The 20737-nt window shown below is 65.7% G+C and carries 24 protein-coding genes; 10 read left to right on the forward strand and 14 right to left on the reverse strand.

What is annotated here, in order from left to right:
• The first annotated feature begins 45 nt into the window (after nucleotides 1–45).
• The 4 genes from AC3FLX_RS01230 (at nucleotide 46) to AC3FLX_RS01245 (ending at nucleotide 3418) form a co-directional block, all read left to right on the forward strand.
• Entirely contained in the window at nucleotides 46–636 is a 591-nt protein-coding gene (locus AC3FLX_RS01230) for an HD domain-containing protein (protein ID WP_488693176.1), read from the forward strand.
• Nucleotides 637–737: 101 nt separating this feature from the next.
• Complete coding sequence (locus AC3FLX_RS01235; protein WP_488693177.1) at nucleotides 738–1121, forward strand: NUDIX hydrolase; 384 nt, start codon at nucleotides 738–740, stop codon at nucleotides 1119–1121.
• 219 nt (nucleotides 1122–1340) lie between these two features.
• On the forward strand, nucleotides 1341–2759 hold the full coding sequence (locus AC3FLX_RS01240) for a selenium-binding protein SBP56-related protein (protein ID WP_488693178.1): 1419 nt from the start codon (nucleotides 1341–1343) through the stop codon (nucleotides 2757–2759).
• Nucleotides 2756–3418, forward strand: a complete 663-nt coding sequence (locus AC3FLX_RS01245; protein WP_488693179.1) for a hypothetical protein — start codon at nucleotides 2756–2758, stop codon at nucleotides 3416–3418. Before AC3FLX_RS01240 ends, AC3FLX_RS01245 begins: the two co-directional genes overlap by 4 nt.
• Nucleotides 3419–3503: 85 nt before the next feature.
• On the opposite strand, the gene AC3FLX_RS01250 is transcribed toward AC3FLX_RS01245, so the two are convergent.
• From AC3FLX_RS01250 to AC3FLX_RS01275, 6 genes are all read right to left on the reverse strand, one after another.
• Nucleotides 3504–4091, reverse strand: a complete 588-nt coding sequence (locus AC3FLX_RS01250; RefSeq protein WP_488693180.1) for a cysteine hydrolase family protein — start codon at nucleotides 4089–4091, stop codon at nucleotides 3504–3506.
• A 16-nt stretch (nucleotides 4092–4107) separates the two neighbouring features.
• Nucleotides 4108–4992 (reverse strand): isocitrate lyase/PEP mutase family protein, encoded by an 885-nt coding sequence (locus AC3FLX_RS01255; protein ID WP_488693181.1) that lies wholly within the window; start codon nucleotides 4990–4992, stop codon nucleotides 4108–4110.
• A gap of 103 nt (nucleotides 4993–5095) precedes the next feature.
• On the reverse strand, nucleotides 5096–5413 hold the full coding sequence (locus AC3FLX_RS01260; protein ID WP_488693182.1) for a putative quinol monooxygenase: 318 nt from the start codon (nucleotides 5411–5413) through the stop codon (nucleotides 5096–5098).
• Between the two features lie 22 nt (nucleotides 5414–5435).
• Nucleotides 5436–6053 (reverse strand): flavodoxin family protein, encoded by a 618-nt coding sequence (locus AC3FLX_RS01265; protein WP_488693183.1) that lies wholly within the window; start codon nucleotides 6051–6053, stop codon nucleotides 5436–5438.
• Nucleotides 6054–6203: 150 nt separating this feature from the next.
• Nucleotides 6204–6755 (reverse strand): hypothetical protein, encoded by a 552-nt coding sequence (locus tag AC3FLX_RS01270; protein WP_488693184.1) that lies wholly within the window; start codon nucleotides 6753–6755, stop codon nucleotides 6204–6206.
• Nucleotides 6756–6824: 69 nt separating this feature from the next.
• Nucleotides 6825–7700 carry a LysR substrate-binding domain-containing protein gene (locus tag AC3FLX_RS01275; RefSeq protein WP_488693185.1) on the reverse strand — a complete coding sequence of 292 codons (876 nt, stop codon included), beginning with the start codon at nucleotides 7698–7700 and terminating at the stop codon, nucleotides 6825–6827.
• A 90-nt stretch (nucleotides 7701–7790) separates the two neighbouring features.
• On the opposite strand from AC3FLX_RS01275, the gene AC3FLX_RS01280 reads away from it, so the two are divergent.
• Entirely contained in the window at nucleotides 7791–8555 is a 765-nt protein-coding gene (locus AC3FLX_RS01280) for a sulfite exporter TauE/SafE family protein (protein ID WP_488693186.1), read from the forward strand.
• 32 nt (nucleotides 8556–8587) lie between these two features.
• Here the strand turns inward: AC3FLX_RS01280 and AC3FLX_RS01285 are convergent, their stop codons facing one another.
• From AC3FLX_RS01285 to AC3FLX_RS01295, 3 genes are all read right to left on the reverse strand, one after another.
• Entirely contained in the window at nucleotides 8588–8980 is a 393-nt protein-coding gene (locus tag AC3FLX_RS01285) for a hypothetical protein (protein ID WP_488693187.1), read from the reverse strand.
• An 8-nt stretch (nucleotides 8981–8988) separates the two neighbouring features.
• A complete protein-coding gene (locus AC3FLX_RS01290) occupies nucleotides 8989–9405 on the reverse strand; it encodes a cupin domain-containing protein (protein ID WP_488693188.1) in 417 nt (138 codons plus the stop codon).
• Between the two features lie 62 nt (nucleotides 9406–9467).
• Nucleotides 9468–10316 carry a class I SAM-dependent methyltransferase gene (locus tag AC3FLX_RS01295; RefSeq protein ID WP_488693189.1) on the reverse strand — a complete coding sequence of 283 codons (849 nt, stop codon included), beginning with the start codon at nucleotides 10314–10316 and terminating at the stop codon, nucleotides 9468–9470.
• A 67-nt stretch (nucleotides 10317–10383) separates the two neighbouring features.
• On the opposite strand from AC3FLX_RS01295, the gene AC3FLX_RS01300 reads away from it, so the two are divergent.
• Nucleotides 10384–10809: a helix-turn-helix domain-containing protein gene (locus AC3FLX_RS01300; RefSeq protein WP_488693681.1), complete on the forward strand. Its 426-nt coding sequence runs from the start codon at nucleotides 10384–10386 to the stop codon at nucleotides 10807–10809.
• A gap of 12 nt (nucleotides 10810–10821) precedes the next feature.
• On the opposite strand, the gene AC3FLX_RS01305 is transcribed toward AC3FLX_RS01300, so the two are convergent.
• Complete coding sequence (locus AC3FLX_RS01305; RefSeq protein WP_488693190.1) at nucleotides 10822–11331, reverse strand: DUF3016 domain-containing protein; 510 nt, start codon at nucleotides 11329–11331, stop codon at nucleotides 10822–10824.
• 139 nt (nucleotides 11332–11470) lie between these two features.
• Between AC3FLX_RS01305 and AC3FLX_RS01310 the strand changes: the two genes are divergently transcribed.
• On the forward strand, nucleotides 11471–11935 hold the full coding sequence (locus AC3FLX_RS01310) for a nucleoside deaminase (protein ID WP_488693191.1): 465 nt from the start codon (nucleotides 11471–11473) through the stop codon (nucleotides 11933–11935).
• A gap of 72 nt (nucleotides 11936–12007) precedes the next feature.
• Here the strand turns inward: AC3FLX_RS01310 and AC3FLX_RS01315 are convergent, their stop codons facing one another.
• From AC3FLX_RS01315 to AC3FLX_RS01330, 4 genes are all read right to left on the reverse strand, one after another.
• Nucleotides 12008–12955: a Bug family tripartite tricarboxylate transporter substrate binding protein gene (locus AC3FLX_RS01315; protein ID WP_488693683.1), complete on the reverse strand. Its 948-nt coding sequence runs from the start codon at nucleotides 12953–12955 to the stop codon at nucleotides 12008–12010.
• A gap of 221 nt (nucleotides 12956–13176) precedes the next feature.
• Entirely contained in the window at nucleotides 13177–13716 is a 540-nt protein-coding gene (locus AC3FLX_RS01320) for a cysteine hydrolase family protein (protein ID WP_488693684.1), read from the reverse strand.
• Nucleotides 13717–13764: 48 nt separating this feature from the next.
• A complete protein-coding gene (locus tag AC3FLX_RS01325) occupies nucleotides 13765–14733 on the reverse strand; it encodes a Bug family tripartite tricarboxylate transporter substrate binding protein (RefSeq protein WP_488693192.1) in 969 nt (322 codons plus the stop codon).
• A gap of 126 nt (nucleotides 14734–14859) precedes the next feature.
• A complete protein-coding gene (locus AC3FLX_RS01330; protein ID WP_488693686.1) occupies nucleotides 14860–15771 on the reverse strand; it encodes a LysR family transcriptional regulator in 912 nt (303 codons plus the stop codon).
• Nucleotides 15772–15948: 177 nt separating this feature from the next.
• On the opposite strand from AC3FLX_RS01330, the gene AC3FLX_RS01335 reads away from it, so the two are divergent.
• Genes AC3FLX_RS01335 through AC3FLX_RS01345 form a run of 3 tightly spaced genes read left to right on the forward strand, consistent with a single transcriptional unit; the run spans nucleotide 15949 to nucleotide 20668 of the window.
• Nucleotides 15949–17304 (forward strand): MmgE/PrpD family protein, encoded by a 1356-nt coding sequence (locus AC3FLX_RS01335; RefSeq protein ID WP_488693193.1) that lies wholly within the window; start codon nucleotides 15949–15951, stop codon nucleotides 17302–17304.
• A gap of 43 nt (nucleotides 17305–17347) precedes the next feature.
• Complete coding sequence (locus tag AC3FLX_RS01340) at nucleotides 17348–19492, forward strand: acetate--CoA ligase family protein (RefSeq protein WP_488693194.1); 2145 nt, start codon at nucleotides 17348–17350, stop codon at nucleotides 19490–19492.
• 30 nt (nucleotides 19493–19522) lie between these two features.
• Complete coding sequence (locus AC3FLX_RS01345) at nucleotides 19523–20668, forward strand: acyl-CoA dehydrogenase family protein (protein ID WP_488693195.1); 1146 nt, start codon at nucleotides 19523–19525, stop codon at nucleotides 20666–20668.
• Nucleotides 20669–20737: the final 69 nt, after the last annotated feature.

The following is a 20737-nucleotide window of genomic DNA, read 5'->3' on the forward strand; positions in this document are numbered from 1 at the left end:
GCGGCTGCTAAACTTCCGGGGCAATCTGGCTACCCCGTATTCACCGTGAATCTGTCAAATCTCCAGCGCCAACTCGACTTTCTCCGCGAGATCGATCGCCTCAAGAGCGTCGTGCGGATGTCGCCGCTCATCAACCAGTCACGACGCGAAAACAGCGCCGAGCACTCGTGGCACCTGGCCATGTACGCACTGGTGCTGTCGGAGCATGCAGCGGCACCTGTCGACGTGGTGCGCGTGGTGAAGATGTTGCTGCTTCACGACATCGTGGAAATCGATGCTGGTGATGTGCCGTTTCACAACCCGGCGGCCCATGCCGCCCAGGCGGAAAAGGAGCAGCTCGCGGCGGAACGCATCTTCGGGCTGTTGCCCGATGCGCAGGCTGAGGAATTCCGCAGCCTGTGGCTTGAGTTCGAGGCCGGCGAGAGCGACGACGCAAGGTTCGCTAAAGCGTTGGACCGGTTTCAGCCGCTGCTGCACAATGCGGCCACGGGCGGTGGCAGCTGGGTCGAATTCCAGGTTACCGAAGCGCAGGCCGTTGCGCGTTACAGACCCCCTATCGAGCGGGGCGCCCCCGCGCTCTGGGAAGCTGCCGCCGCGCTGGTGGAAGAACACTTCCGCAAGCCGCGGACCGAATGAGCTGAGCTGCCATCGCCACCGGTCCGCGAATCTGTGAGGCGCGCTCGTGAAGGCACGGCGCATGCTTTGGGACATGCCATCCAACGCTTGAAACGACCGACATGCCATTCATCAAGCCCAAAGTCAGAGCCACGGTCATATGCGTACGCGAGGGACAGGTACTGCTCGTGTCGAAGGATGGCGTGCGCTGGTCCCTGCCGGGCGGGCGGCCTGACAGCCAGGAATCGCTGGCCGACACGGCGCGTCGTGAATTGCGTGAGGAAACCGCGCTGGACGCCAAATCGATGATCAACGCCTTCCAGTTCATCGGCGCCACCACGGTGCATCATGTTTTTGCGGCCACCGTTGGCAAGTCGTCCACGCCCAAGCCTCGCAACGAGATCAAGTATCTGCAGTGGACGTCGCAGGATCTGCTCGATGGCCTGGCAACCAGCCCCACAACGCGCGCGATCGTTTTGCAGTACTTTCTCTGCAAGGTCAACTAGCGAACGCCTCGCCGGTATTTTTTGCACGGCATGGATGAGCAGGGAACGGTACCGAAGCCGGATAAAAAATCCGGCATGGCGCGCCGAATGCATGGATGGCCGATGAACGTGGGCATGAGCCGGCATAGGGCAAAAAAGCGCGGCGTTTGACGGGCCGTTGATGCCGACCTAGGCTAGTCAGGCGCGTGCGCCACTTCGGCTGCCCAAGGAGACATCGACATGAACCTGCGGCCTGATCCGACGTTCCATGCCTCGCCACGGCTCGCGATGCAGGCGCCGGTGGAAACCCATGCATACACCTTGCTGCTGAGCCCGGATGCATCGCAACCGGACGCGCTCGCGGTAATCGACGTCAACCCCGCATCGCCGCGCTACGGGCAGATGGTTCACACGGTGCCGATGACGGAGAAGGGCGACGAGCTTCACCACTTCGGCTGGAACGCGTGTTCGTCCGCGCTCTCGCCGCTGACCGGCCATGCCTTCCTGGAGCGGCGCTACCTGATCATTCCCGGCATGCGCAGCTCGCGCATTTACGTCGTCGATACCAAGCCCGATCCCACGCAGGCAAGGATCCATAAAATCATCGAGCCCGAAGAAGTGTTCCGCAAAACGGGCTACTCGCGCCCGCACACCGTGCATTGCGGGCCGGAGGGTATCTACGTCAGCACACTCGGTGGCGCGGGTCCCGACGGTACCGAGGGCACGCCAGGCATCTTCATCATGGACTGCGAGACGTTCGAGGTACTGGGCCGCTGGGAGATCGATCGCGGCACGCAGGACAAGCACTACGACTTCTGGTGGAACCTGCCGCGCGACTACATGGTGTCGAGCGAATGGGCGTTGCCGCCGCAGTTCGAAAACGGGCTGGTGCCCGAAGACCTGCTGGGCAACCGCTATGGCCACCGGCTCCATTTCTGGGACTTGCGCGCGCGGCGCAATGTGCAGACGATCGATCTCGGCGCGCAGCATCAGATGGCTCTGGAAGTCCGGCCCGCGCACGATCCGGTGCGCGAGTACGGCTTTGTCGGCGTGGTGGTCGACACGACGAACCTCGAAGGATCGATCTGGACGTGGTGGCGCGAAAACGGCCAGTTCCATATCGAGAAGACAGCGACGATTGCACCCGAGCCGGCCGCCGCGGACGATCTTCCTCCGTTGCTCAAGGGCTTTGGTGCCGTGCCGCCGCTGGTGACCGATATTGATCTTTCGCTCGACGATCGCTTTCTCTACGTGTCGTGCTGGGGCACCGGCGAGATGCGCCAGTACGATGTCAGCGATCCGCGCAAGCCCAGGCTTTCCGGATCGGTGCATGTCGGCGGCATCGTACGCCGCACGCCGCATCCCGATGGCAAGCCGTTTGCGGGCGGCCCGCAAATGGTGGAGATCAGCCGCGACGGCAAGCGTGTCTACTGGACCAATTCGCTGTACTCCACCTGGGACAACCAGTTCTATCCGGACGGCGTACCGGGCACGCAGGTCATGGCCCATGCGGCGCCCGAAGGTGGCCTGACCCTTGACGACCGCTTCCGCGTGACATTCCCCGACGGTTATCGCGCGCACCAGATCCGGCTCGAAGGGGGCGACTGTTCGACGGATTCGTTCTGCTACACGTCGGTCAAGCCAGCGGCAAACGCTTGACCACGGCATGGGAGCAGGCCGGCCTGTGGGCCGCCGTTGTGGCGAGCGGCCTGTACCACGGCATCAATCCCGCGATGGGCTGGCCGCTGGCCGTTTCCGGGGCGATGCTGGCGCGTAGCGCGCGCGGGTTGCCGCTCGCGCTCGGTGCCCTCGGCGCGGGACATGCGCTCGCCGTGCTGGCCTTGACGTTGCCATTCGGCCTGCTGGTGTCGCTGGCGGCATGGCAGACGCAGATCCGGCTTGCGGCCGCGTTGCTGGTCACGATCTATGGCGTGGGCTTGCTGGTGTGGCGCCGTCATCCACGCATGCTGGCGCGCATCCGTCCATCGCGGCTGGTCCTGTGGTCGTTTGCGGTAGCCATCGCGCACGGTGCCGGGCTGATGCTGGTGCCGATCTACCTGGGGCTGTGTTCCGTGCAGGCCGATAGCGGACACCAGGCCGTCAATGCGCTGGCGCTCGGCAATGCCGGCACCGCGCTGCTGGTGGCTGTCGCGCACACGCTGGCGATGCTGTTGGCGGGCGGGGCGCTGGCCTGGCTGACATGGCGCTACCTGGGCGCGCAGTTTGTCGCGCGTAGCTGGTTCAACCTCGATCTGGTGTGGGCCGTCAGTCTGGTGCTGGTGGGTGGTGCGTCGCTGGTGCTGCTTGTTGCGGGCTGAATGGCCGTCAAGAAAAAAGGCCGTGCGATGTCAACGGTCCGGCGATGCGGTGACACCGCCGGACAAGGGCCGATGGCGGTGGCGGCTAGCCTTCGCGCAATGTAGGTAGTGCATCGACAGTCGTCACCGTGGCGATGGCGCTCAGGTTCTTCAGCGCATGACGATGATCGTCGTCGCTGCGCGCTGCGCAAGCGTCTTCCACCACAATGACCTGATAGTCCCGGTCGTGTGCATCGCGTGCGGTCGACTCCACGGCCCAGGTGGTGCTGACACCGGTCAGCACCATGCGATTCACGCGGTGCGCGCGCAGGATTGCTTCCAGCGCCGTGCCATAGAACGCGCTGATCCGATGCTTGGCAACCACGCTGTCGGCCGGCTGCACGTCGAGGCCGTCCACCAGCGCCGTGCCCCATGCACCCAGCGTCAGCGCACCGGCCGCATGGGCCTTGCCGAAGAAGGGCGAGTCCTTCGGATGTTCCGCATAGCTCGCGGAAAAACCCACCTTAACGAAGATGACCGGCCACTGCCGCGCACGCGCGTGCGCGATGACGGCATTGTTGGCGGCTACCAGATTGCGTGCCGCCGCCTGTGCCGCCGTGCCGCCGCCGGCCAGCTTGCCTTCGGCGTGGACGATATCGTTGATCAGGTCCAGCACGATGAGCGCGGTGTTCATGGCCACCCTCCCGAGTTCAGTCGTCGCTCTTGTAGCGCCCGTCCAGTTCGTCGTACAGCGGCTTGCGGACCAGCCGCTGGCGCTCGCCGAACGGCGCGACGATGGCGGGGTCCTCGTTCATCTGGCCGTTGGTCTGCAGCAGATCGAGCGCCTGCTGCATGCCGCGCACCGCGCCTTGCAGCGCGGCGTTGGCGTACAGCACCAGGCCGTAGCCCAGACGCTCCAGCGCGTCGCGGCCCTGCACGGGCGTCTTGCCGCCAATCACGATGTTGATCAGCAGCGGCGTCGTGAACAGTCCGGGCAGACGCTCGATGTCTTTCAGGTCTTCGATCGCTTCAAGAAACAGGATGTCGGCGCCAGCCTCGGCAAACCGATGTCCGCGATCGATGGCATCGTCGATGCCGTGCACGGCCGCCGCATCGGTGCGGGCCACGATCAGGAAGTTGGGATCGTCGCGCGCATCGGTGGCCGCGCGGATCTTGCCTACCATCTCGCCAGTGCTGACCACGTGCTTGCCGGCAAAATGGCCGCACTTCTTTGGCATGACCTGATCTTCGAGTTGAATCGCATCGGCACCGGCCCGCTCCAGCGTGCGCACCGCGTGGTGCACGTTCAGCGCATTGCCAAAGCCGGTGTCGGAGTCCACCAGCAGCGGCAGGTCCACGGCATCGCGCACGCGCGCCGTGTGCTCGGCCATGTCGCTCAGGCCGATGAAGCCAAGGTCGGGCAGGCCGAACGACATGTTCGTGACGCCGGCTCCGGTCAGGTACACGGCCTGGAAACCAAGGTCTTCAATCACGCGGGCGCTCATGGCGTTGAACGCGCCGGGCATCAGCAACGCCTTGCGTGCCGCCACCTGTTGCCGAAAGGCCTGTCTGCGGGATGATGCTTTGGAGGTCATGGGGTGTGCTCCAGTCAGGGGCGGAATGCCGTCGGGCATTCCGTTGCGCGAGGGATTGGCGAAAGCGGGCGCGCAATGCAGGCTGAAGATTACACCCTGACGGTCAACGCTTCAGGTATTCCTTCAGCGGGTCCAGCCATTCGATGGTGCGGGGCGCCTTGAGCAGCGATGGCAGGGCAGCCTCATAGTCCTTGCGGTATGGCTTGGCCAGATGATGCGCCTTGAAATAGTCCGCGGAGCAGGCCCACGTCTCGTAGACCACCAGCGTGTCCGGGTCATCGGATGCGCGGTGCAGCGTGGTGTTGATGAAGTCCGGCTCGCCGGACATGGTCTCCAGAACGTGCTGCAGTTGGGTCAGCAGTTGTTCCCGGTGTTCGGGCTTGCCCGGCAGGCGCACGACGAAAGAAACGATATCGCTCATGATGTTTTTCCTGGTCGTGTGGTCAGGCCGCGGCCTTCAGTTCGGCCAGTGCCTGGCGGCCGGCCTTCAACTCGCGTGCCACCTGGGCCACGCGCGCGCCAAGGTGTTCGGCCGTGCGCAGGTCCGCCAGCGGCGGGGATACTTCGGCGCTGACGTCGGCATCCGATTGCGCGGCGGCGCCGATGAAGAATCCGTGCCGGTTCAGCGTGTCTTCGGTCGACTTCGAGTTGTTGTGTCCCGATGCCAGGCCCAGGTTGACCCAATGCATGTGATGCTGGGCAGCGAAGATCGCCATCTGCTGCAGCGTCACGAGCTTGTCGCCGGCGCGTGAGGCGGCGTTGGTGAAGCCGGCGGCAACCTTGTCGGCCCAGCGGAAGCCCTTGGCGAACACGTTGCGCGAGGTGGCGTCCATGAATCCCTTGAACTGGGCGGAAGCGCTGCCCATGTAGGTCGGGGCGCCGAAGATGATGGCGTCGACCTGCTCCAGCGTTGCCCAGTGCTGCTCGATCTCGTCGACGCTGATCAGCAGGCTCGTTGCGCCCGGGGTGCTGGCGGCGCCGCGTGCCACGGCCTGGGCTTGCCTGGCCGTGTGGCCGTAGCCGCTGTGGTACACGATCGCAACTTGAACGGGGGTGGTCATGATGTCTGGCTCCGGGTGAGAGGAAGGTGAAGCCAGTATGGTTGGCGCGATCTGTTACCGGTAGCCGTAGATGCGGAGAAGGATCTTCAACCGCTGGTTGAAGACCCGGACCGCTTACCGTTCGCCGTTCGCCGTCGACGAACCTATGACCTAGAGCGGCGCCGCCACTTTCGCGGCAGGCGCGCTCGCGGCCGCCGGGGCCTTGTTCTGGCTGCTGCCGTACGCGAAGTAGCGCGCCTTGGCGCCTTTGCCCCAGTACGCCACGGTGAACTGGTTGCCGTCGCGCGCGTAGAGCAATTCCAGCGTGCCGTTGGACGCCGCCCATTCGGCATAAGCGTTCTGGGCGTTCGCATCGGTCTTGCGTTTCGATTCGTAGCGCGCGTCGAGCTTGTGGCTGACATCTTCCAGCGCGGCCTTGTCGAAGGTCAGCGTCACCAGCGTCACAATGTCCTGCGCGTCGCAATTCACGACCGCACGGGTCAGGCCGGTCAGGTTGAAGCGTTCGAGGTGCTTCAGCTCGAATGCGTCGCCGCCTGCCCACGGTGTCTTGCCGGTTTTCTCGCGGTTCGGGCCCGGGGTCAGCTTTGCGCACTGGGTCTTGCCAAGCTCCAGTCCAAGCGGCGCGGCGATGCCACCGACCGTGGATTGCGCGTTGGCAGCGGTGGCCAGGCACGCGGCGGCCAACAGGAATACCTTCTTCATAGGGAATGCTTCCAAACGATGACTCCGGATTTTACGGCTTTCCGGTGGGCCGACTTGAGCCGGCGGGCGTCAGCCGCCGCTTAGCTGCCGCGCCAGCAGACCGGCATGCGGCGTCAGGGCGCCAAAGTCGCGTGCGCAAAGATAGAGCCGCCGCGTGGCCCAGGGCTCGGACAGCGGCAGGATGGCCAGACCGCGCGGCATCGACCTGGCCAGGGCATCGGACACGATAGAGATGCCGATGCCTTGTTCGACCAGCATTGCAACATGCTCCACGTTGCGCAGCTGCACACGATAGTGAAGCTGATGCCCCAGCCGTGATGCACGCTCGGCCAGGTGGGTTTCAAGCGCGGTGTCCGCCACGCCGACGATCGGCTCGCCGATGATGTCCGCGAAGGCCACATTGGCTTGCGCGGCAATCCGGTGCGTACGGCTGGCAACCACCACGAGCTGGTCCTGCGCGATGCGATGGGTCTGCAGGTTCGAGAAATCGGTGATGTCGGCAACGATGCCAAGGTCGGCCCGGCCTTCGACCAGCGCCTGCACGATTTCCGCACTGGGGCGCTCGCCAAGATCGACCGACAGGTCCGGGTGCGCCGCGAGAAAGCGGCAGAGATGCGGCGGCAGGAAGGCGGCCAGCGCAGCGGTGTTCGTCAGCAGGCGGATGCGGCCCTTGAGACCGGTGGCAAAGCTGCGTAGCTCGCCGCGCATCTGCTCCACCTGGCCCAGGATCGAGCGCGCGTGCCGGACCAGCGCTTCGCCCGCGGCCGTGGGCCGCACGCCACGGCGGTTGCGCTCCAGCAGCGGGGCGCCCAGCGCCGCTTCCATGCCGGCGATGCGTTCGCTGACGGAAGCCAGCGCCAGATGCATCGACCGTGCGCCCTGGGTCAGGCTGCCGCATTCCACGACGCTCAGGAACAGCCGCATATCGGTCAGGTCGAAGCGCACCGCAATGATCCCCTGCTTTCGGTTTTGCCGAAGTCTAGCACCGGAATTGCCAGATTGCGGGGGCACGGATGGCTGGCTAGCATTCGGTGCATGGACCCCATTCTTCTGGTTTTCTGCGCGGGATTTGTCGCCGGCGCCATGAACGCGCTGGCCGGCGGCGGCTCGTTCGTCAGCCTGCCCGCCATGATCGCGGCCGGTGTGCCACCGGTTCAGGCGAATACTTCGAGCACGGTCGCGCTGTTTCCGGGTGGCCTGGCCAGTGCCTGGGCTTATCGCGACGGCCTGGGTCCGGTCGGTTCCGTGCCGCTGAGAGCGCTGCTGGTGGCAACCCTGTGCGGGGGCCTGGTCGGCGCGATGCTGCTGTTGCACACCTCATCGGCGGCCTTCACGTTCGTGCTGCCGTGGCTGCTGCTGATTGCCTGTATCGCGCTGGCGTTCGGACGACAGCTTGGCGAAGCACTGCGCACGCGCTGGCACATCCACGCGCACGCGGTGCTGGCCGTGCAGTTTGCGCTCGGCATCTATGGCGGGTATTTCGGCGGCGCGGTCGGGATCATGATGATCGCCATGTGGGGCCTGCTCGACAGCCGCGACCTCAAGAACCTCAACGCGCCGCGCACGCTGATGGTCAGCGCGGCCAATGCCGTGGCGGTGATTGCGTTCGTCCTGGCCAATGCGGTGCGATGGCCGGAAACGCTCGCCATGCTGATCGGCGCCATCCTGGGCGGATACGGCGGTGCGTTGCTTGGCAGGATGACGCCGCCGCGTGTGGTGCGTACCGGCACGCTGCTGGCCACGTCGTGCATCACGCTGGCCTTTTTTCTGAAGACGTACGCGCCGGGGCTGTTTCGATAGATGAAGGGCGCGCCTCGTGGGCGCGCCAGCGATCATTGCGTCGAATCGAACAAAGCGGCGTCCATCAGCGCAATCGTCAGCCCGATCAACAGTGCCACCGCCGATGCGATGAACCAGCGCACGGTCTTGCGGTATTCGGGAATGCTGTCGTCCTCGATGCGCAGCGCGCGAAACAATGCAAGGATCTGCAGCGCCACGGCGGCGATCAGGCAGAGCGCGGCCACAAGGGCGCCGGCATTCCAGTGGCCGGGGCTTTCGAATCCCCAGAAGCGCCAGAACGCGAGCGAGAACCCCAGCAGCACGGTGATCGCCGTGATGATGCCCTGGCGAAAGCCCGAAGGCACCGTCGGCGGCGGTGGGGCGGGCGGCGGCAGTTGCGGCGTGGCGCCCGGGTTCTGTTGCGGCGGGATGTCGGGTGTCGGCATCCGCGCGCTCAACGTCCAGGTTCCGGCATCTGCACCACGGCGAGCGTGGCGATATTGCCGCCGATCACGCGGCTGCGGTGGCCTTTGCCACCGGTGTCCTCCAGCAGCAGCGCACTGCCCGGCACCAGGGCGCGGCGTTCGCCGTCCGATGCTTCGAATTCCATTTCGCCGTCGAGCAGGAAGATCCACATGCGAATTGGCGAGGGGTGGAGGTCTCCCACCCAGCCGGTGGGCACGACCAGGAATCCCTGCCGCACGGCCTCGTCCATGCGTGACACCCGAAAGGCCGGCGCGGGCGGCGCAAAGTTGCGCTCGCTCATCTCGAACGAGAGCGCGCCGAAGTGCGATTCGCCCGTTTCATCGTTGTAGATTCGGCCGAACGCCAATGTCGAATGGCCGACCGGCTGGCCCCTGGTTGCGGTCATGGCATGTCTCCCGCCCGCGTTGTGATCTACCCAGTCTAGTTCGGGCGCATGGCGGCGCAATGTCAGGCGGGGGCACGAGCATCGATCCGCCAGCAGGCAGCCGTGAACCGGACCATGCCGTCCCGCACGTACGGTTCGAACGCGGCGCGCACCGTACCGATGACGGCCGACCGAAGCGGCTCGTCGGCGGTCTGCAACCGTTGCCCCACGCTGCCAAGCCAGCCGATATAGCCAATCAGATCGGGCTCGGCAATCGTGCAGGCGACGTCGATTGGCTCGATGTCGACGTCCGACCATCCGGCCTGTGCCAGGATCGCGGCAACGCGCGCCCGATCGGCGAACGCGAACTGCCCCGGAGCATTTGGCTGCCGCACGGGCAGGTCGGGCAGCAGCGATGCGGCTGCACGCTCGCCGGTGGTCATGAAGGCGTTTTCGTCGGGACTGCGCCACGCGACGAGGCGCATGGCCGCACCGGGCCGCGCTGCACGGCGCAGGTTGGTGAAGGCCGCCACGGGGTCGTCGAAGAACATCACGCCGAAGCGCGACACGATACGGTCGAAGCTGGCCGGGGAAAATGCATGGGTTTGCGCATCGGCTTCGACAAAGCGTGCCGCGATGCCCGCCTGCGCGGCACGCTCGCGTGCCAGTGCCAGCATCGGCGCGGAAATGTCGACGCCGATGCACTCACCCTGATCGCCCGTACGCTGCGCCGCAGCAAGCGTGGTGGCGCCGGTGCCGCAGCCGACATCGAGCACACGCTGGCCCGCGCCGGCCGGCAGCGCGTCCATCAGAATCGGTTCGAACGGTTCGAACATGCGGTCCATCGTGGCCTGGTTCACGACCCATGCGCGGCCGCCCGTGCTGTTCCATAGGACGCTCTGGTCGCGGTTGGCCTGAGGATTGGCGTTCATGTCGGTGGCTTTTGGAAGGAGGAAGCTACACTGTGCCAGTTCAAGTCGACTTGAGGTCAAGGTGAAAATGCTCGACATCGGGGACGTGGCGCGGCAATCGGGCGTGCCGGCTTCCGCATTGCGTTTCTATGAGACCAAGGGGCTGATTGCCGCGGCCGGACGCAACGGCTTGCGGCGGCAGTTTCATCCCGACGTGCTGGATCGTCTGGCGCTGGTGGCGTTGGGGCGTGCCGTGGGATTCTCGCTCGACGAAATCGCCGGCATGCTGGCACATGATGGACAGCTGCATATCGACCGCGAAGTGCTTTCCGGCAAGGCGGACGATCTCGACCGCACGATCCGCCAGCTCACCGCGATGCGGGATGGCCTGCGGCATGCTGCCGCTTGTCCGGCACCCAGCCATATGGCGTGCCCGACGTTCCAGCGCATCCTGCGGGCCGCGGCGGCGGGCGCTATTGGCGAGCGGGGCAGACATGCCGCACCGCGCAAATAGCCGTGTCGCCGCTCAGCCGTGCACGCGCCGCGTGATGGCGCGTGCGAACCAGTCGTCGAGCATCGCCTTTTCGTAGCGCAGCGGATCGCTGTAGCCATACAGGTTCACGCCCCAGTTGAAGTTCATATTGTTGATGTGTTCTTCACTGGTGGCGATCGTTTCATCGCCGCGCTTCAGCGCATAGCGCAGCGTCATGCGCGGCCATGTGGCGTCGCGCACCACGCGAACTTCACTGGAATACCGCCAGTCGATATAGCCGGCCAGGTCGATGTCCAGGACTTCGATCGACAGCGAGTAACCCGGCGGCAGTTCTCGCGCGGCCAGCTTCTGCAGATGCTGGCGAATCGCATTGAGCACCTGCGGGTCGCTGCCGTAACCGTAGTGCCTCGATGCGTCCTGATAGGTTTCCGGATGGATGAAGGTGACCGTGAGCGCGGTGGGCGACTCCGCGGCGATGGCCGTGCCCAGTGTGGCAAGCATTGCCACGAGCTGAGCGGAAATACGGACAGAAAAGCGAGACATGGTTCCCCGCTCCCGAAGATCGACACGGCTGCCGCGACAAGTGCGGACGCGGCTTCCAGCCGGTGAAGCGTGCGCCTCTATCAGCTTAGTACAAGCCGCGAGCGGCTATTATCGGAGCCTTGTTTCACGGAGATCGAGTATGACGAATGCACAGCAATACCTGCGCGAAGCCATCCGCCTGGCGCGCGAGAACATGGACGCGGGCGGGCGCCCGTTCGGTGCGGTGATCGTGCGGGATGGCGAAGTCCTGGTGACGGCCGTCAACGAGATCCATAAAACCAACGATCCGACATCGCATGCCGAACTCAACGCCATTCGCGCCGCCAGCCACAAGCTCGGCAGCCCGAGCCTGGCCGGTTGTGCGGTGTACGCCAGCGGCCATCCGTGCCCGATGTGCATGGCGGCGATGCGGATGTCCGGTGTGACGGAAGTGGCGTATGCCTATTCGAACGACGATGGCGAACCGTTTGGCCTGTCGACGGCTACCATCTATGCGGATCTGGCGAAGCCGTTCGCCGAGCAGTCGATGGCGATCGCGTACGTGCCCGTGCGCCAGGAGGGCGAGGCGGATCTATACGAGGAGTGGAAGCGCAGGCAAGGCTGATTCGCCGCTGCCCAGGATGGCTCCCTCTTGCGCGGGGCAAAGGAGGGAGCTATCCACGAAAGGCGGCAACGCTCAGTCGAGCGTAATCTTTCCAGCCTTGACGATCCGCGCGTAGCGCGTGGTATCGCGCTCGATCAGCTTGCGAAAATCTTCCTGCGTGCCGCCCACCGGAATAAAGCCGAGTTCCGTGAGTTTCTTTGCCACATCGGCGCTGCGCGTGGCGGCCGCGATTTCCCGGGCCATGCGGTCGATCACCGGCTGCGGCGTGCCCGCGGGGGCCAGCAGGCCCGTCCACGAACTCATCACAAAGCCCGGAAAACCGGACTCTTCCATCGTCGGGATATTCGGCTCGCCGGGCCAGCGCTTGGCCGACGCTACCGCAAGCACGTTGATCTTGCCGGACTTCACATGGGGCATCGGCACCAGCAGCGGATCGAAGGCCACGGAGACCTCGCCGGCGACCAGGGCCGGCAGAATCGGCGCGCTGCCGTTGTACGGAATGTGGGTCATCTTGACCTTCGATTCCATCGCAAGCCGCTCGCCGGTCAGGTGCGCGGAGCTTCCGACGCCGCTGGAGCCGAAGGTCAGCGTGTCAGGGTGCTTCTTGCCGTAGTCCACCAATTCGGCGACGGTCTTGACGGGCACCTTCTTGCTGGCGAACAGGAACAGCGGCAGCTCGGCCATTTCGGACACCGGCGTCAGATCCGACGGCTTGTAGCTGAGTTTCGAGTACAGCGACATGTTGGCGCTATACGCGGCCAGCACCGATACGAAGGTGTAGCCATCGGGTGCCGAGCGCGCGGCCACGCCCACGCCCAGCGTGCTGTTGGCGCCAGGCTTGTTCTCGATGATGATGGGCTGGCCCAGGCTTTGCGACACCCTCTCGAACACCACGCGCGCTACGGTGTCGGTGGACCCGCCCGGCGTGTACGGCACGATGACCTTGATCGGCTTGGTGGGCCACGCATCGGCCGCGAAGGCGAGCTGGGTGGTGGACAGGGTGGCGATGGCAACGGCCATCCCGCACGCAAGGCGCACGGCTTGACGCTTGATACGCACTACATCTCCTTCACTGATTTTTTTCCGCGCCCGGTGGCAACGCCCCAGGCTATTTGGGCCGGACATGGCCAGCCTCGCGGATTATCGGTGAGGAAATCGGGAACCGAAGTCAGGGTCAGCCCCGGTTTTGCGACGCATTGTGCGATAGCCGCACCGCCGGCCTGCAGGGCAGGCCAGGGTGATCAGTGCGCGAACGACAGGTCTGCCGCGGCGACGGGCGTCACGCGCGGGCCGAAGCTTTCGATGCCGGCCAGCGTCAGGTTGTGGTGCCGGATGATCTGCGCGGCGGTCAGCGCCGCATTGTCCACCGTGGTATGGCCATCCGCCACGAGCGTGACCGGATAGCCGAGCGCCAGCGCCCGGCGCGTGGTGGTATCGATGCAGTAATCGCTCTGCATGCCGCAGATCACCAGCGACGATACGCCGTGCGTCCGCAGTGTGGCGGCAAGCTCGGTGCCGTGGAAAGAATCGGGAGTGGTTTTGCGGATGCGCAGGTCTGAGTCTTGCGCTTCCAGCCCTTGCACCAGTTGCCAGCGGTCCGAGCCGTACTTCAGGTAGTCGGAAGCCGATTCATGCTGAACGAAGATGACCGGCACGCCGGACCTGCGTGCCTTCGCAGAGACGTCGTTGATGCGTGCAACGGTGGCTTGCCAGTCGAAGCAGGCCTCGTCCCCTTCGCAGAGGCCTTGCTGGACATCGATGACGATCAGCGCCGTGGTCATGATCGCGTTCCCCGGATTGGAAAGCGCAATCATGCCACAGCCCCGCTGTCAGTCGATGCGTGCGCCCGAACTCACCACTACGGGCTTCCACGCCTGGTACTCGGCCACCACGAATTTGCCGAACGCGTCCGGTGCCAGGTTCATGGCCTCGGCGCCCTGCTGCGCGAGCTTGCTGCGCATGTCGGGCTGTGACAGCGCGTCCGTCACGGTCTTGTTCAGCCTGGCGACGATCTCGGGCGGCGTGTTCTTCGGCGCGAACAGGCCGAACCACGCACCGGTCACCAGGTTCTGCACACCGGCCTCCGCCATCGTCGGCACATCGGGCAATGCGGCGGACCGCTTGCGCGACGTCACGGCCAGCGCGCGTAGCTGCCCGCCACGGATATGCGCGATCACCGACGGCACCGTGGCGAACATGAACTGCACCCGGCCGGCCAGCAGGTCGTTGAGCGCATCGGCGCCCTTGTACGGCACGTGGGTGGTTTTGGCGCCGGTACGCTCATTGAACAGCACACCGGACAGGTGCGCGGCCGTACCCACGCCGGTGGAACTGAAGTTGAGCTGGTTCGGATGCGCGCGGGCGTAGGTGATGAATTCCTGCACGGTCTTGGCCGGCACGCTGGGACTTACCACCATGACGTTGGGTACGTCGGCAATCGGCGCCACCGGTTGCAGGTCGGTTTGCGGATTGACCTTGAGCCGGCTGTACAGCGTGGGATTGATGGCCACGGGGCCGACCGAAGTGGCCAGCAGCGTGTAGCCGTCGGGGTCGCTGCGGCCGACGAAGTCGGTGCCGATGTTGCCGCCCGCGCCGGGCCGGTTTTCCACCACCACGCTCTGGCCCAGTGCCTTGCTCATCTGCTGGGCCACTTCGCGGGCCAGGATGTCCGTGGTGCCGCCCGCGGTGAATGCCACCACCACGCGAATCGGTTTGGACGGATAGGGTTGCTGCGCATGGGCTGCTGCGGCGCAAAAAAGCAGCACGCCGGCGGCTGAGCGCCGCAGGAAGTCTTTCATCGCTGTCTCCGTATGTCTCTTGTCGTGGGGCCATCCTTTCGGGAAAGGGACACCCTGTAGAGCATCTTAGAAAGATGCGGGCACGGAGCTTTGACGAAACAGAAACGCAGCGTTCTCAGCGGGCCATCAACGGGGTTTCAGAAAATGCTGTTCCATCGCGGCGCAGCGGCTCAGGTATTCGAGCAGTCTGCCCACGGCCGACGGCAGGCTTTCGCGGTCGCGCACGCAGACGTAGAACTCGCGCTCCGCCCAGTCGTCCTTCAGCGTCAGAAGCGAAAGTCCCATCATCTGCAGGTAGTTGCGCGCGATGCCCTCCGGCACCACGGCCAGGCCCAGCCCCTCGCGCACCATGCGGCAGCGCGCCTCGAAGTTCGAAACCTGCGTCTTGACGGTCAGCGGCCGCGAGATCGTGCCCGATACCAGCGTCAGAAACGCATCGAAGGTATGGCGCGGAAAGTAGCCCAGGAAGTCGTAGTCGAGCGCCTCTTCCAGATGCAGCGCGCCCTTGGCCTCCAGCGGATGCCCGCGCGGCACCACCAGTCCCACGCGGTCCTTGCGGTATGGCAGCGAGTGCACGCCGGGGCTGGGGCTGCGCGCGTGATAGATGCCGATATCGGCGTCGCCGTTGGAGATCATGCGCGGAATGTCGAAGCTGAACGCTTCCACCAGGTCGATGCGGGCCTCGGGGTCGTGCTTCAGGAAGCCGCTGATATCGGCGGGCAGGAACTGCAGGATCGTCGAGCGGTTGGACGCCAGCCGGATCTTGGCGATGCCGTCGAGCGAATATGCGGCCAGCGCGTCCTGCGCCAGCTGCACGCTGCGCACGATGGCCTTGGCGCGCTGGTAGAGCATGGCGCCGGCCGGTGTCGGTTCCACGCCGCGTCCGTGGCGGCGCAGCAAGGCGGTACCCGCGCGCCGTTCCAGCTCGGCAATGCGTTTGCTGGCCGCCGACGTCACCAGGTTCTCGCGCTCGGCCGCGCGTGACAGGCTCTTTTCCTCTACGGCGGCGATCAGGATGGCAAGCGAAGGAATGTCCATGTCCATGACTTGAGCGTGCTCCAAATGGAAAGGCTGGGCGGCGAGCGGCGTGCGCAGAGTATGCACCAGCCCGCAAACGCCGGGATACGCGCGCCGGGTCGGGAGCTTTCACCAAATGTCAAAGCTGGGCCGGTTGCCGTTCGTACTATGGAAGTCATTCCAGAGGAGACAACCGGCATGCTGATCGACCAATTTGCCGCCTATGTCGGCAACCAGGCCCATGCGCCGCTGCCTGACGACGTACAGCACCACGCGCGGCGCGTGGTGATCGACTGGTTTGCCGCGCTGCTGGCCGGCGTGCCGATGGCACCGGGCAAACAGCTGATGGCTGCCCATCGTGAAGAACTGGGCGTGGGTCACAGCACCGTGCTTGGCCACGGCACCACGGCATTCCCCGCGCTGGCGGCGTGGATCAATGGCAGTGTCTCGCACGCGGCCGAATTCGACGATATCTTCCGCGACGCGGTGTACCACCCCGGTTGCCCGACCATCGCCGCCGCGCTGGCGCTGGCGGAACAGCGCAACGCAAGCGGAGACGACCTGCTGCGCGCCGTCGTAGCGGGTTACGAAGTATCGACGCGCGTTGGCGCGGCCATCCAGCCCGCGCACTATCGCTTCTTCCACACCACGGGCACGGTCGGCTGCATCGGCGCGGCCGCCGCCGGCGCGTTGCTGCTGGCCCCCGGCGACGCCGCCGTGGCTGGCCACGCCATTGCCACGGCCACCACGTTTGCTTCGGGCCTGCAGCAGGCATTCCGCTCGGATGCGATGACCAAGGCGCTGCACGCTGGCCATGCCGCGCAGACCGGCGTGCTGGCCGCGCAGGGTGCGGCGCATGGCGTGACCGGCGTGAGTGACATCCTCGAAGGCGATGCGGGCTTTGGTGCCGCGTTGTGCGGTAGTCCCAACTGGGATGTTGCCACCGCCGGCCTGGGTGTCGACTACAACGTCACGCGCATCACGCAGAAGAATCATGGCTGCTGCGGCCACACGTTTGCCGCCATCGACGCGGCGATGCAGCTGGTGCGTGACCACGATCTCGACCCGTCGCGCATCGCCGCCATCCATGTGCATGCCTATCAGGTGACGCTGGACGTGACCGGCAATTTCAATCCGACCACGCCGTTCGAAGCACGATTCAGCCTGCCTTATGTGGTGGCGCACGGCATTCTGCATGGCGCGGTGCGGCTCGACGCGTTCGAAGCGGAGCGGCTTGCCGACCCCGCCATCCGCGCCCTGATGCAACGCATCACGCTGACTGCCGACGCGGCACTGACGGCGGCATTCCCGCGCCAGCGCGCGGCACGGGTCGAAATCGAAATGGCCGATGGCAAGCGGCATGCCCACTTTGCGCCATATCGGCTTGGGGACCCGGAGGCACCGCTCGATGACGCGATGCTGGCGGACAAGTTCATGGAACTGAGCGGCCCGGTGCTGGGCACGAGCCACGCCACGAACCTGCTCGACGCACTGTGGCAGCTCGGCGCGCGCCCGGTTCGAGCGCTTGGCCTCGGTGCGCTGCGCGCGCGCTGAACGGCATGCACCGCATCCCAACATTCACTGGAAGACTGCATTCATGACCAGAGTCGACAAGGAAATCGTGGCGGGCGCGCCGGTAGTGGGCGCCACGGGCAAGGCATTGGCCAGCGCATTGTTCGCGCCGGGCGTCGTCGCGCTGGTGGGCGCTTCCGCCGACGAGAAGAAGAACACGGCGCGGCCGCTGCGCTTCATGCGCAAGCATGGTTTCAAGGGCCGAATCCTGCCGGTCAATGCCGGCCGTGCCGAAGTGATGGGCCTGCCCGCGTATCCGAGCGTAGCCGCGTTGCCGGAATCGATCGATCACGCCTTCGTGATGGTGCCAGGCGCCCAGGTGTCCGAGGCCCTGGCGCAAAGCGCGGCGCGCGGCGCGCGCGTGGTGACGGTGTTCTCGGACGGGTTTGCCGAACTGGGCGAGGCCGGCATGGCGGCCCAGCAGGCGCTGGCGGATCAGGCCAGGGCGCTTGGCGTGCGGCTGCTGGGACCGAACAGTATCGGCGTGGTCGATGTGCATAGCGGCGCCATCCTGTCGGTCAACGCGGTGCTGGAGATGGATGAGCTGCATGCCGGCGCGGTGAGCGTGGTATCGCAAAGCGGTTCGATGCTTGGTGCGTTGCTGTCGCGCGGCGCTGCACGCGGCATGGGCTTTGCAAAGCTGGTGTCGGTGGGCAACGAGAGCGATATCGGCGTGGGCGAGCTGGTCGACATGCTGGTGGACGACGATGCGACCGAAGTCATCCTGTTGTTCCTGGAGACGATCCGCGACGCGCCCGTGCTGGGGCCGGCACTGCGGCGCGCGCGGGCCGCTGGCAAACCGGTGCTCGTCTACAAGCTCGGACGCTCGGCGCAAGGCGAGGCGCTGGCACAGTCCCACACGGGCGCGCTGGCGGGCAATGACGCGGCGGTTGACGCCTTCCTGCGCAAGCACGGCGCGATGCGCGTGGAGATGCTGGAAACGCTCTTTGAAGCGGCGCCGCTCGCCAGCCGCCACGCTCGCACGGTGCCCGCGCTGGATCGTGCACCGCGCGTGGCCGTGGTGACCACCACCGGCGGCGGCGCGGCTACCGTGGTGGACCGTCTGGGCCTGGCCAACGTTGAGGCGGTGCCCCCGCCCGACGCATTCGTCGCGCATATGGCCGCGCGTGGCGTCAGGATTCGCCAGACGCCAATCATCGATCTGACGCTGGCGGCCACCAGTGCGCAATATCAGGACCTCGTGGAGCAGATGCTGCGGAGCGATTGGTGCGATGCCGTGCTGTGCGTGGTCGGTTCGTCCGCGCAGTTTCATCCGCAGCTTGCCGTGAAGCCGATCGTCGAGGCATCGGCAACGGGCGGCAAGCCGTTGCTGGCGTTTCTTGCGCCGGATGCCACGCAGTCGCTGCAGGTACTGCAATCCGCGGGCGTGCCGGCGTTCCGCACGCCGGAAAGCTGCGCCGATGCACTGGCCTGTCTGTTCCGGGCGGCCAATGCCGCCAATGCGGTGGATGACGCGACGGTTCCGCCGCTGGCGTGGCCCGCCAATCTGCCGACGCAGGGCGATCTGACCGAGCTGGAGGCGGGCACCGTGTTCAAGGCGCTGGGTGTGCCGGTGGCCCCGGCCGCATTGGTCACGGCTGCGGAACCTGGCCATGCCGTGCCGTATCCCGTAGTCGCCAAGATCTGCTCGCGCGACATTCTGCACAAGACCGAAGTGGGTGGCGTGCAGGTGGGCGTGCGCGACAACGCCGAGTTGGCGGCTGCTGTGGATCGGCTGATGGCCAATGCGCGCAGGTCCGCGCCCGACGCTCGTATCGACGGCATTCTGGTGCAACGCATGGAAGAGCGTCTGCTGGAGCTGATGCTCGGCTATCGCGCGGACCCGCTCGTCGGGCCGGTGGTCGTCCTCAGCGCGGGCGGCATCACCGCCGAACTGCACCGTGACGTGAGCCTGCGGCCCGCGCCGGTGAGCCTGGCGGAAGCGCACCAGATGATCGACGAGGTGCGCTCCACACGGCTGGTACGCGGCTTTCGCGGGTTGCCACGCGGCGATGTCGATGCACTGGCCGATGCCATCGTGCGGTTCTCGCGTCTGGGCGCCATGCAGGGCGTGAACGTGGCCGAGGCGGAAATCAATCCCTTGTTCGTGCGCGCCGACGGCGTGGTCGGTGTCGACTGCGTGCTGCGGCTGGCCGAATCCCAACACTAAGTCGGACACCCAGAATCATACGGAGACATCATGCATTTCAAGCTCACTCCCGAACAGCAGGAATTCCAGGACGCCGTCAGCCGATTCGCCGAAAAGGAACTGCGCCCAGGTGCGCGCGAGCGCGCCCACACCGATGACTATCCGTGGGACGTGGCACGCAGGATGGCGGATCAGGGCCTGCTTGGCATCACGATCGCCGAGGCCGACGGCGGCCAGGGCGGCACGCTGATGGACGCCGTGATCGCCATCCAGGCGGTGGCGGCGCACTGCCCGCGCAGCGCGGACGTGGTGCAGGCCGGCAATTTCGGCGCGATTCGCGTACTGGCCGAGTACGGCTCGCCCGGCCAGAAGGCGCGATGGCTGGCACCGCTGCTGCGCGGCGAGACGCTGATCTCGGTCGGCATGACCGAACCCGAGGCCGGCTCGGCCGTCACGGAACTGAAGACCAGCGCCACGCCCGATGGCGACGGCTATCGCATCAACGGCACCAAGATCTTCACGACGCACGGCCCGCATGCCGATGTGATCCTGGCTTATGTGCGCTTTGGCCCCGGCGTGGGTGGCATTGGCTCGGTGCTGATCGATACCAAGGCGCCAGGCGTGCGCATCGGCCAGAAGTCCCGCTTCATGTCGGGCGAGGAATGGGCGCAGATCTATTTCGAGGACGTCTACGTGGCGCCCGAGGATGTGTTGCTGGGCGAGGGCGGCTTCAAGAAACAGATCGCGGGCTTTAACGTCGAGCGTATGGGTAACACGGCACGCTCGCTGGCACTGGGGCGCTATGCGTACGAAGTGGCGCGCCAGTGGGCGCTCCAGCGCAAGCAGTTCGGCCGGCTGCTGTGCGAATTCCAGGGGCTGCAATGGAAGTTCGCCGAGATGAAGATGAAGCTCGATGCCGGCCAGCTGCTGCTGTACCGTGCCGCGAGTAATGCGGACAGTGGCCTGCCGTCCGCCGAGGAAACCGCCATCGCCAAGGCGTTCTGCAACCAGGCCGGTTTCGACATCGCCAACGAGGCGCTGCAGGTGATGGGCGGCATGGGTTACAGCCAGGAAGAACTGGTCGAATACTGCCAGCGGCGCTGCCGTGGCTGGATGATCGCGGGCGGCTCGATCGAAATTCTGAAGAACCGCATCGCCGAATCGGTATTCGACCGGACGTTCTCGCAACGGCCCTGATATCAGGCGGCTTCGGCCGCCATGCCTTGCAAGCGCTCAGGGCGTTCGTGCGGTAGATGCGCTGGCGAC

It is taken from the genome of Cupriavidus sp. 291-E7 (assembly GCF_057798835.1).

What these genes read in the sequence shown, in the direction of transcription:
- AC3FLX_RS01270 (WP_488693184.1), bottom strand. Translation starts at nt 6,755, where the DNA reads ATGAAGAAGGTATTCCTGTTGGCCGCCGCGTGCCTGGCCACCGCTGCC.
- AC3FLX_RS01280 (WP_488693186.1), top strand. Translation starts at nt 7,791, where the DNA reads ATGGACCCCATTCTTCTGGTTTTCTGCGCGGGATTTGTCGCCGGCGCC.
- AC3FLX_RS01290 (WP_488693188.1), bottom strand. Translation starts at nt 9,405, where the DNA reads ATGACCGCAACCAGGGGCCAGCCGGTCGGCCATTCGACATTGGCGTTC.
- AC3FLX_RS01305 (WP_488693190.1), bottom strand. Translation starts at nt 11,331, where the DNA reads ATGTCTCGCTTTTCTGTCCGTATTTCCGCTCAGCTCGTGGCAATGCTT.
- AC3FLX_RS01330 (WP_488693686.1), bottom strand. Translation starts at nt 15,771, where the DNA reads ATGGACATTCCTTCGCTTGCCATCCTGATCGCCGCCGTAGAGGAAAAG.
- AC3FLX_RS01265 (WP_488693183.1), bottom strand. Translation starts at nt 6,053, where the DNA reads ATGACCACCCCCGTTCAAGTTGCGATCGTGTACCACAGCGGCTACGGC.
- AC3FLX_RS01260 (WP_488693182.1), bottom strand. Translation starts at nt 5,413, where the DNA reads ATGAGCGATATCGTTTCTTTCGTCGTGCGCCTGCCGGGCAAGCCCGAA.
- AC3FLX_RS01285 (WP_488693187.1), bottom strand. Translation starts at nt 8,980, where the DNA reads ATGCCGACACCCGACATCCCGCCGCAACAGAACCCGGGCGCCACGCCG.
- AC3FLX_RS01300 (WP_488693681.1), top strand. Translation starts at nt 10,384, where the DNA reads ATGCTCGACATCGGGGACGTGGCGCGGCAATCGGGCGTGCCGGCTTCC.
- AC3FLX_RS01240 (WP_488693178.1), top strand. Translation starts at nt 1,341, where the DNA reads ATGAACCTGCGGCCTGATCCGACGTTCCATGCCTCGCCACGGCTCGCG.
- AC3FLX_RS01325 (WP_488693192.1), bottom strand. Translation starts at nt 14,733, where the DNA reads ATGAAAGACTTCCTGCGGCGCTCAGCCGCCGGCGTGCTGCTTTTTTGC.
- AC3FLX_RS01345 (WP_488693195.1), top strand. Translation starts at nt 19,523, where the DNA reads ATGCATTTCAAGCTCACTCCCGAACAGCAGGAATTCCAGGACGCCGTC.
- AC3FLX_RS01315 (WP_488693683.1), bottom strand. Translation starts at nt 12,955, where the DNA reads ATGGCCGTTGCCATCGCCACCCTGTCCACCACCCAGCTCGCCTTCGCG.
- AC3FLX_RS01320 (WP_488693684.1), bottom strand. Translation starts at nt 13,716, where the DNA reads ATGACCACGGCGCTGATCGTCATCGATGTCCAGCAAGGCCTCTGCGAA.
- AC3FLX_RS01295 (WP_488693189.1), bottom strand. Translation starts at nt 10,316, where the DNA reads ATGAACGCCAATCCTCAGGCCAACCGCGACCAGAGCGTCCTATGGAAC.
- AC3FLX_RS01250 (WP_488693180.1), bottom strand. Translation starts at nt 4,091, where the DNA reads ATGAACACCGCGCTCATCGTGCTGGACCTGATCAACGATATCGTCCAC.
- AC3FLX_RS01310 (WP_488693191.1), top strand. Translation starts at nt 11,471, where the DNA reads ATGACGAATGCACAGCAATACCTGCGCGAAGCCATCCGCCTGGCGCGC.
- AC3FLX_RS01235 (WP_488693177.1), top strand. Translation starts at nt 738, where the DNA reads ATGCCATTCATCAAGCCCAAAGTCAGAGCCACGGTCATATGCGTACGC.
- AC3FLX_RS01255 (WP_488693181.1), bottom strand. Translation starts at nt 4,992, where the DNA reads ATGACCTCCAAAGCATCATCCCGCAGACAGGCCTTTCGGCAACAGGTG.
- AC3FLX_RS01335 (WP_488693193.1), top strand. Translation starts at nt 15,949, where the DNA reads ATGCTGATCGACCAATTTGCCGCCTATGTCGGCAACCAGGCCCATGCG.
- AC3FLX_RS01340 (WP_488693194.1), top strand. Translation starts at nt 17,348, where the DNA reads ATGACCAGAGTCGACAAGGAAATCGTGGCGGGCGCGCCGGTAGTGGGC.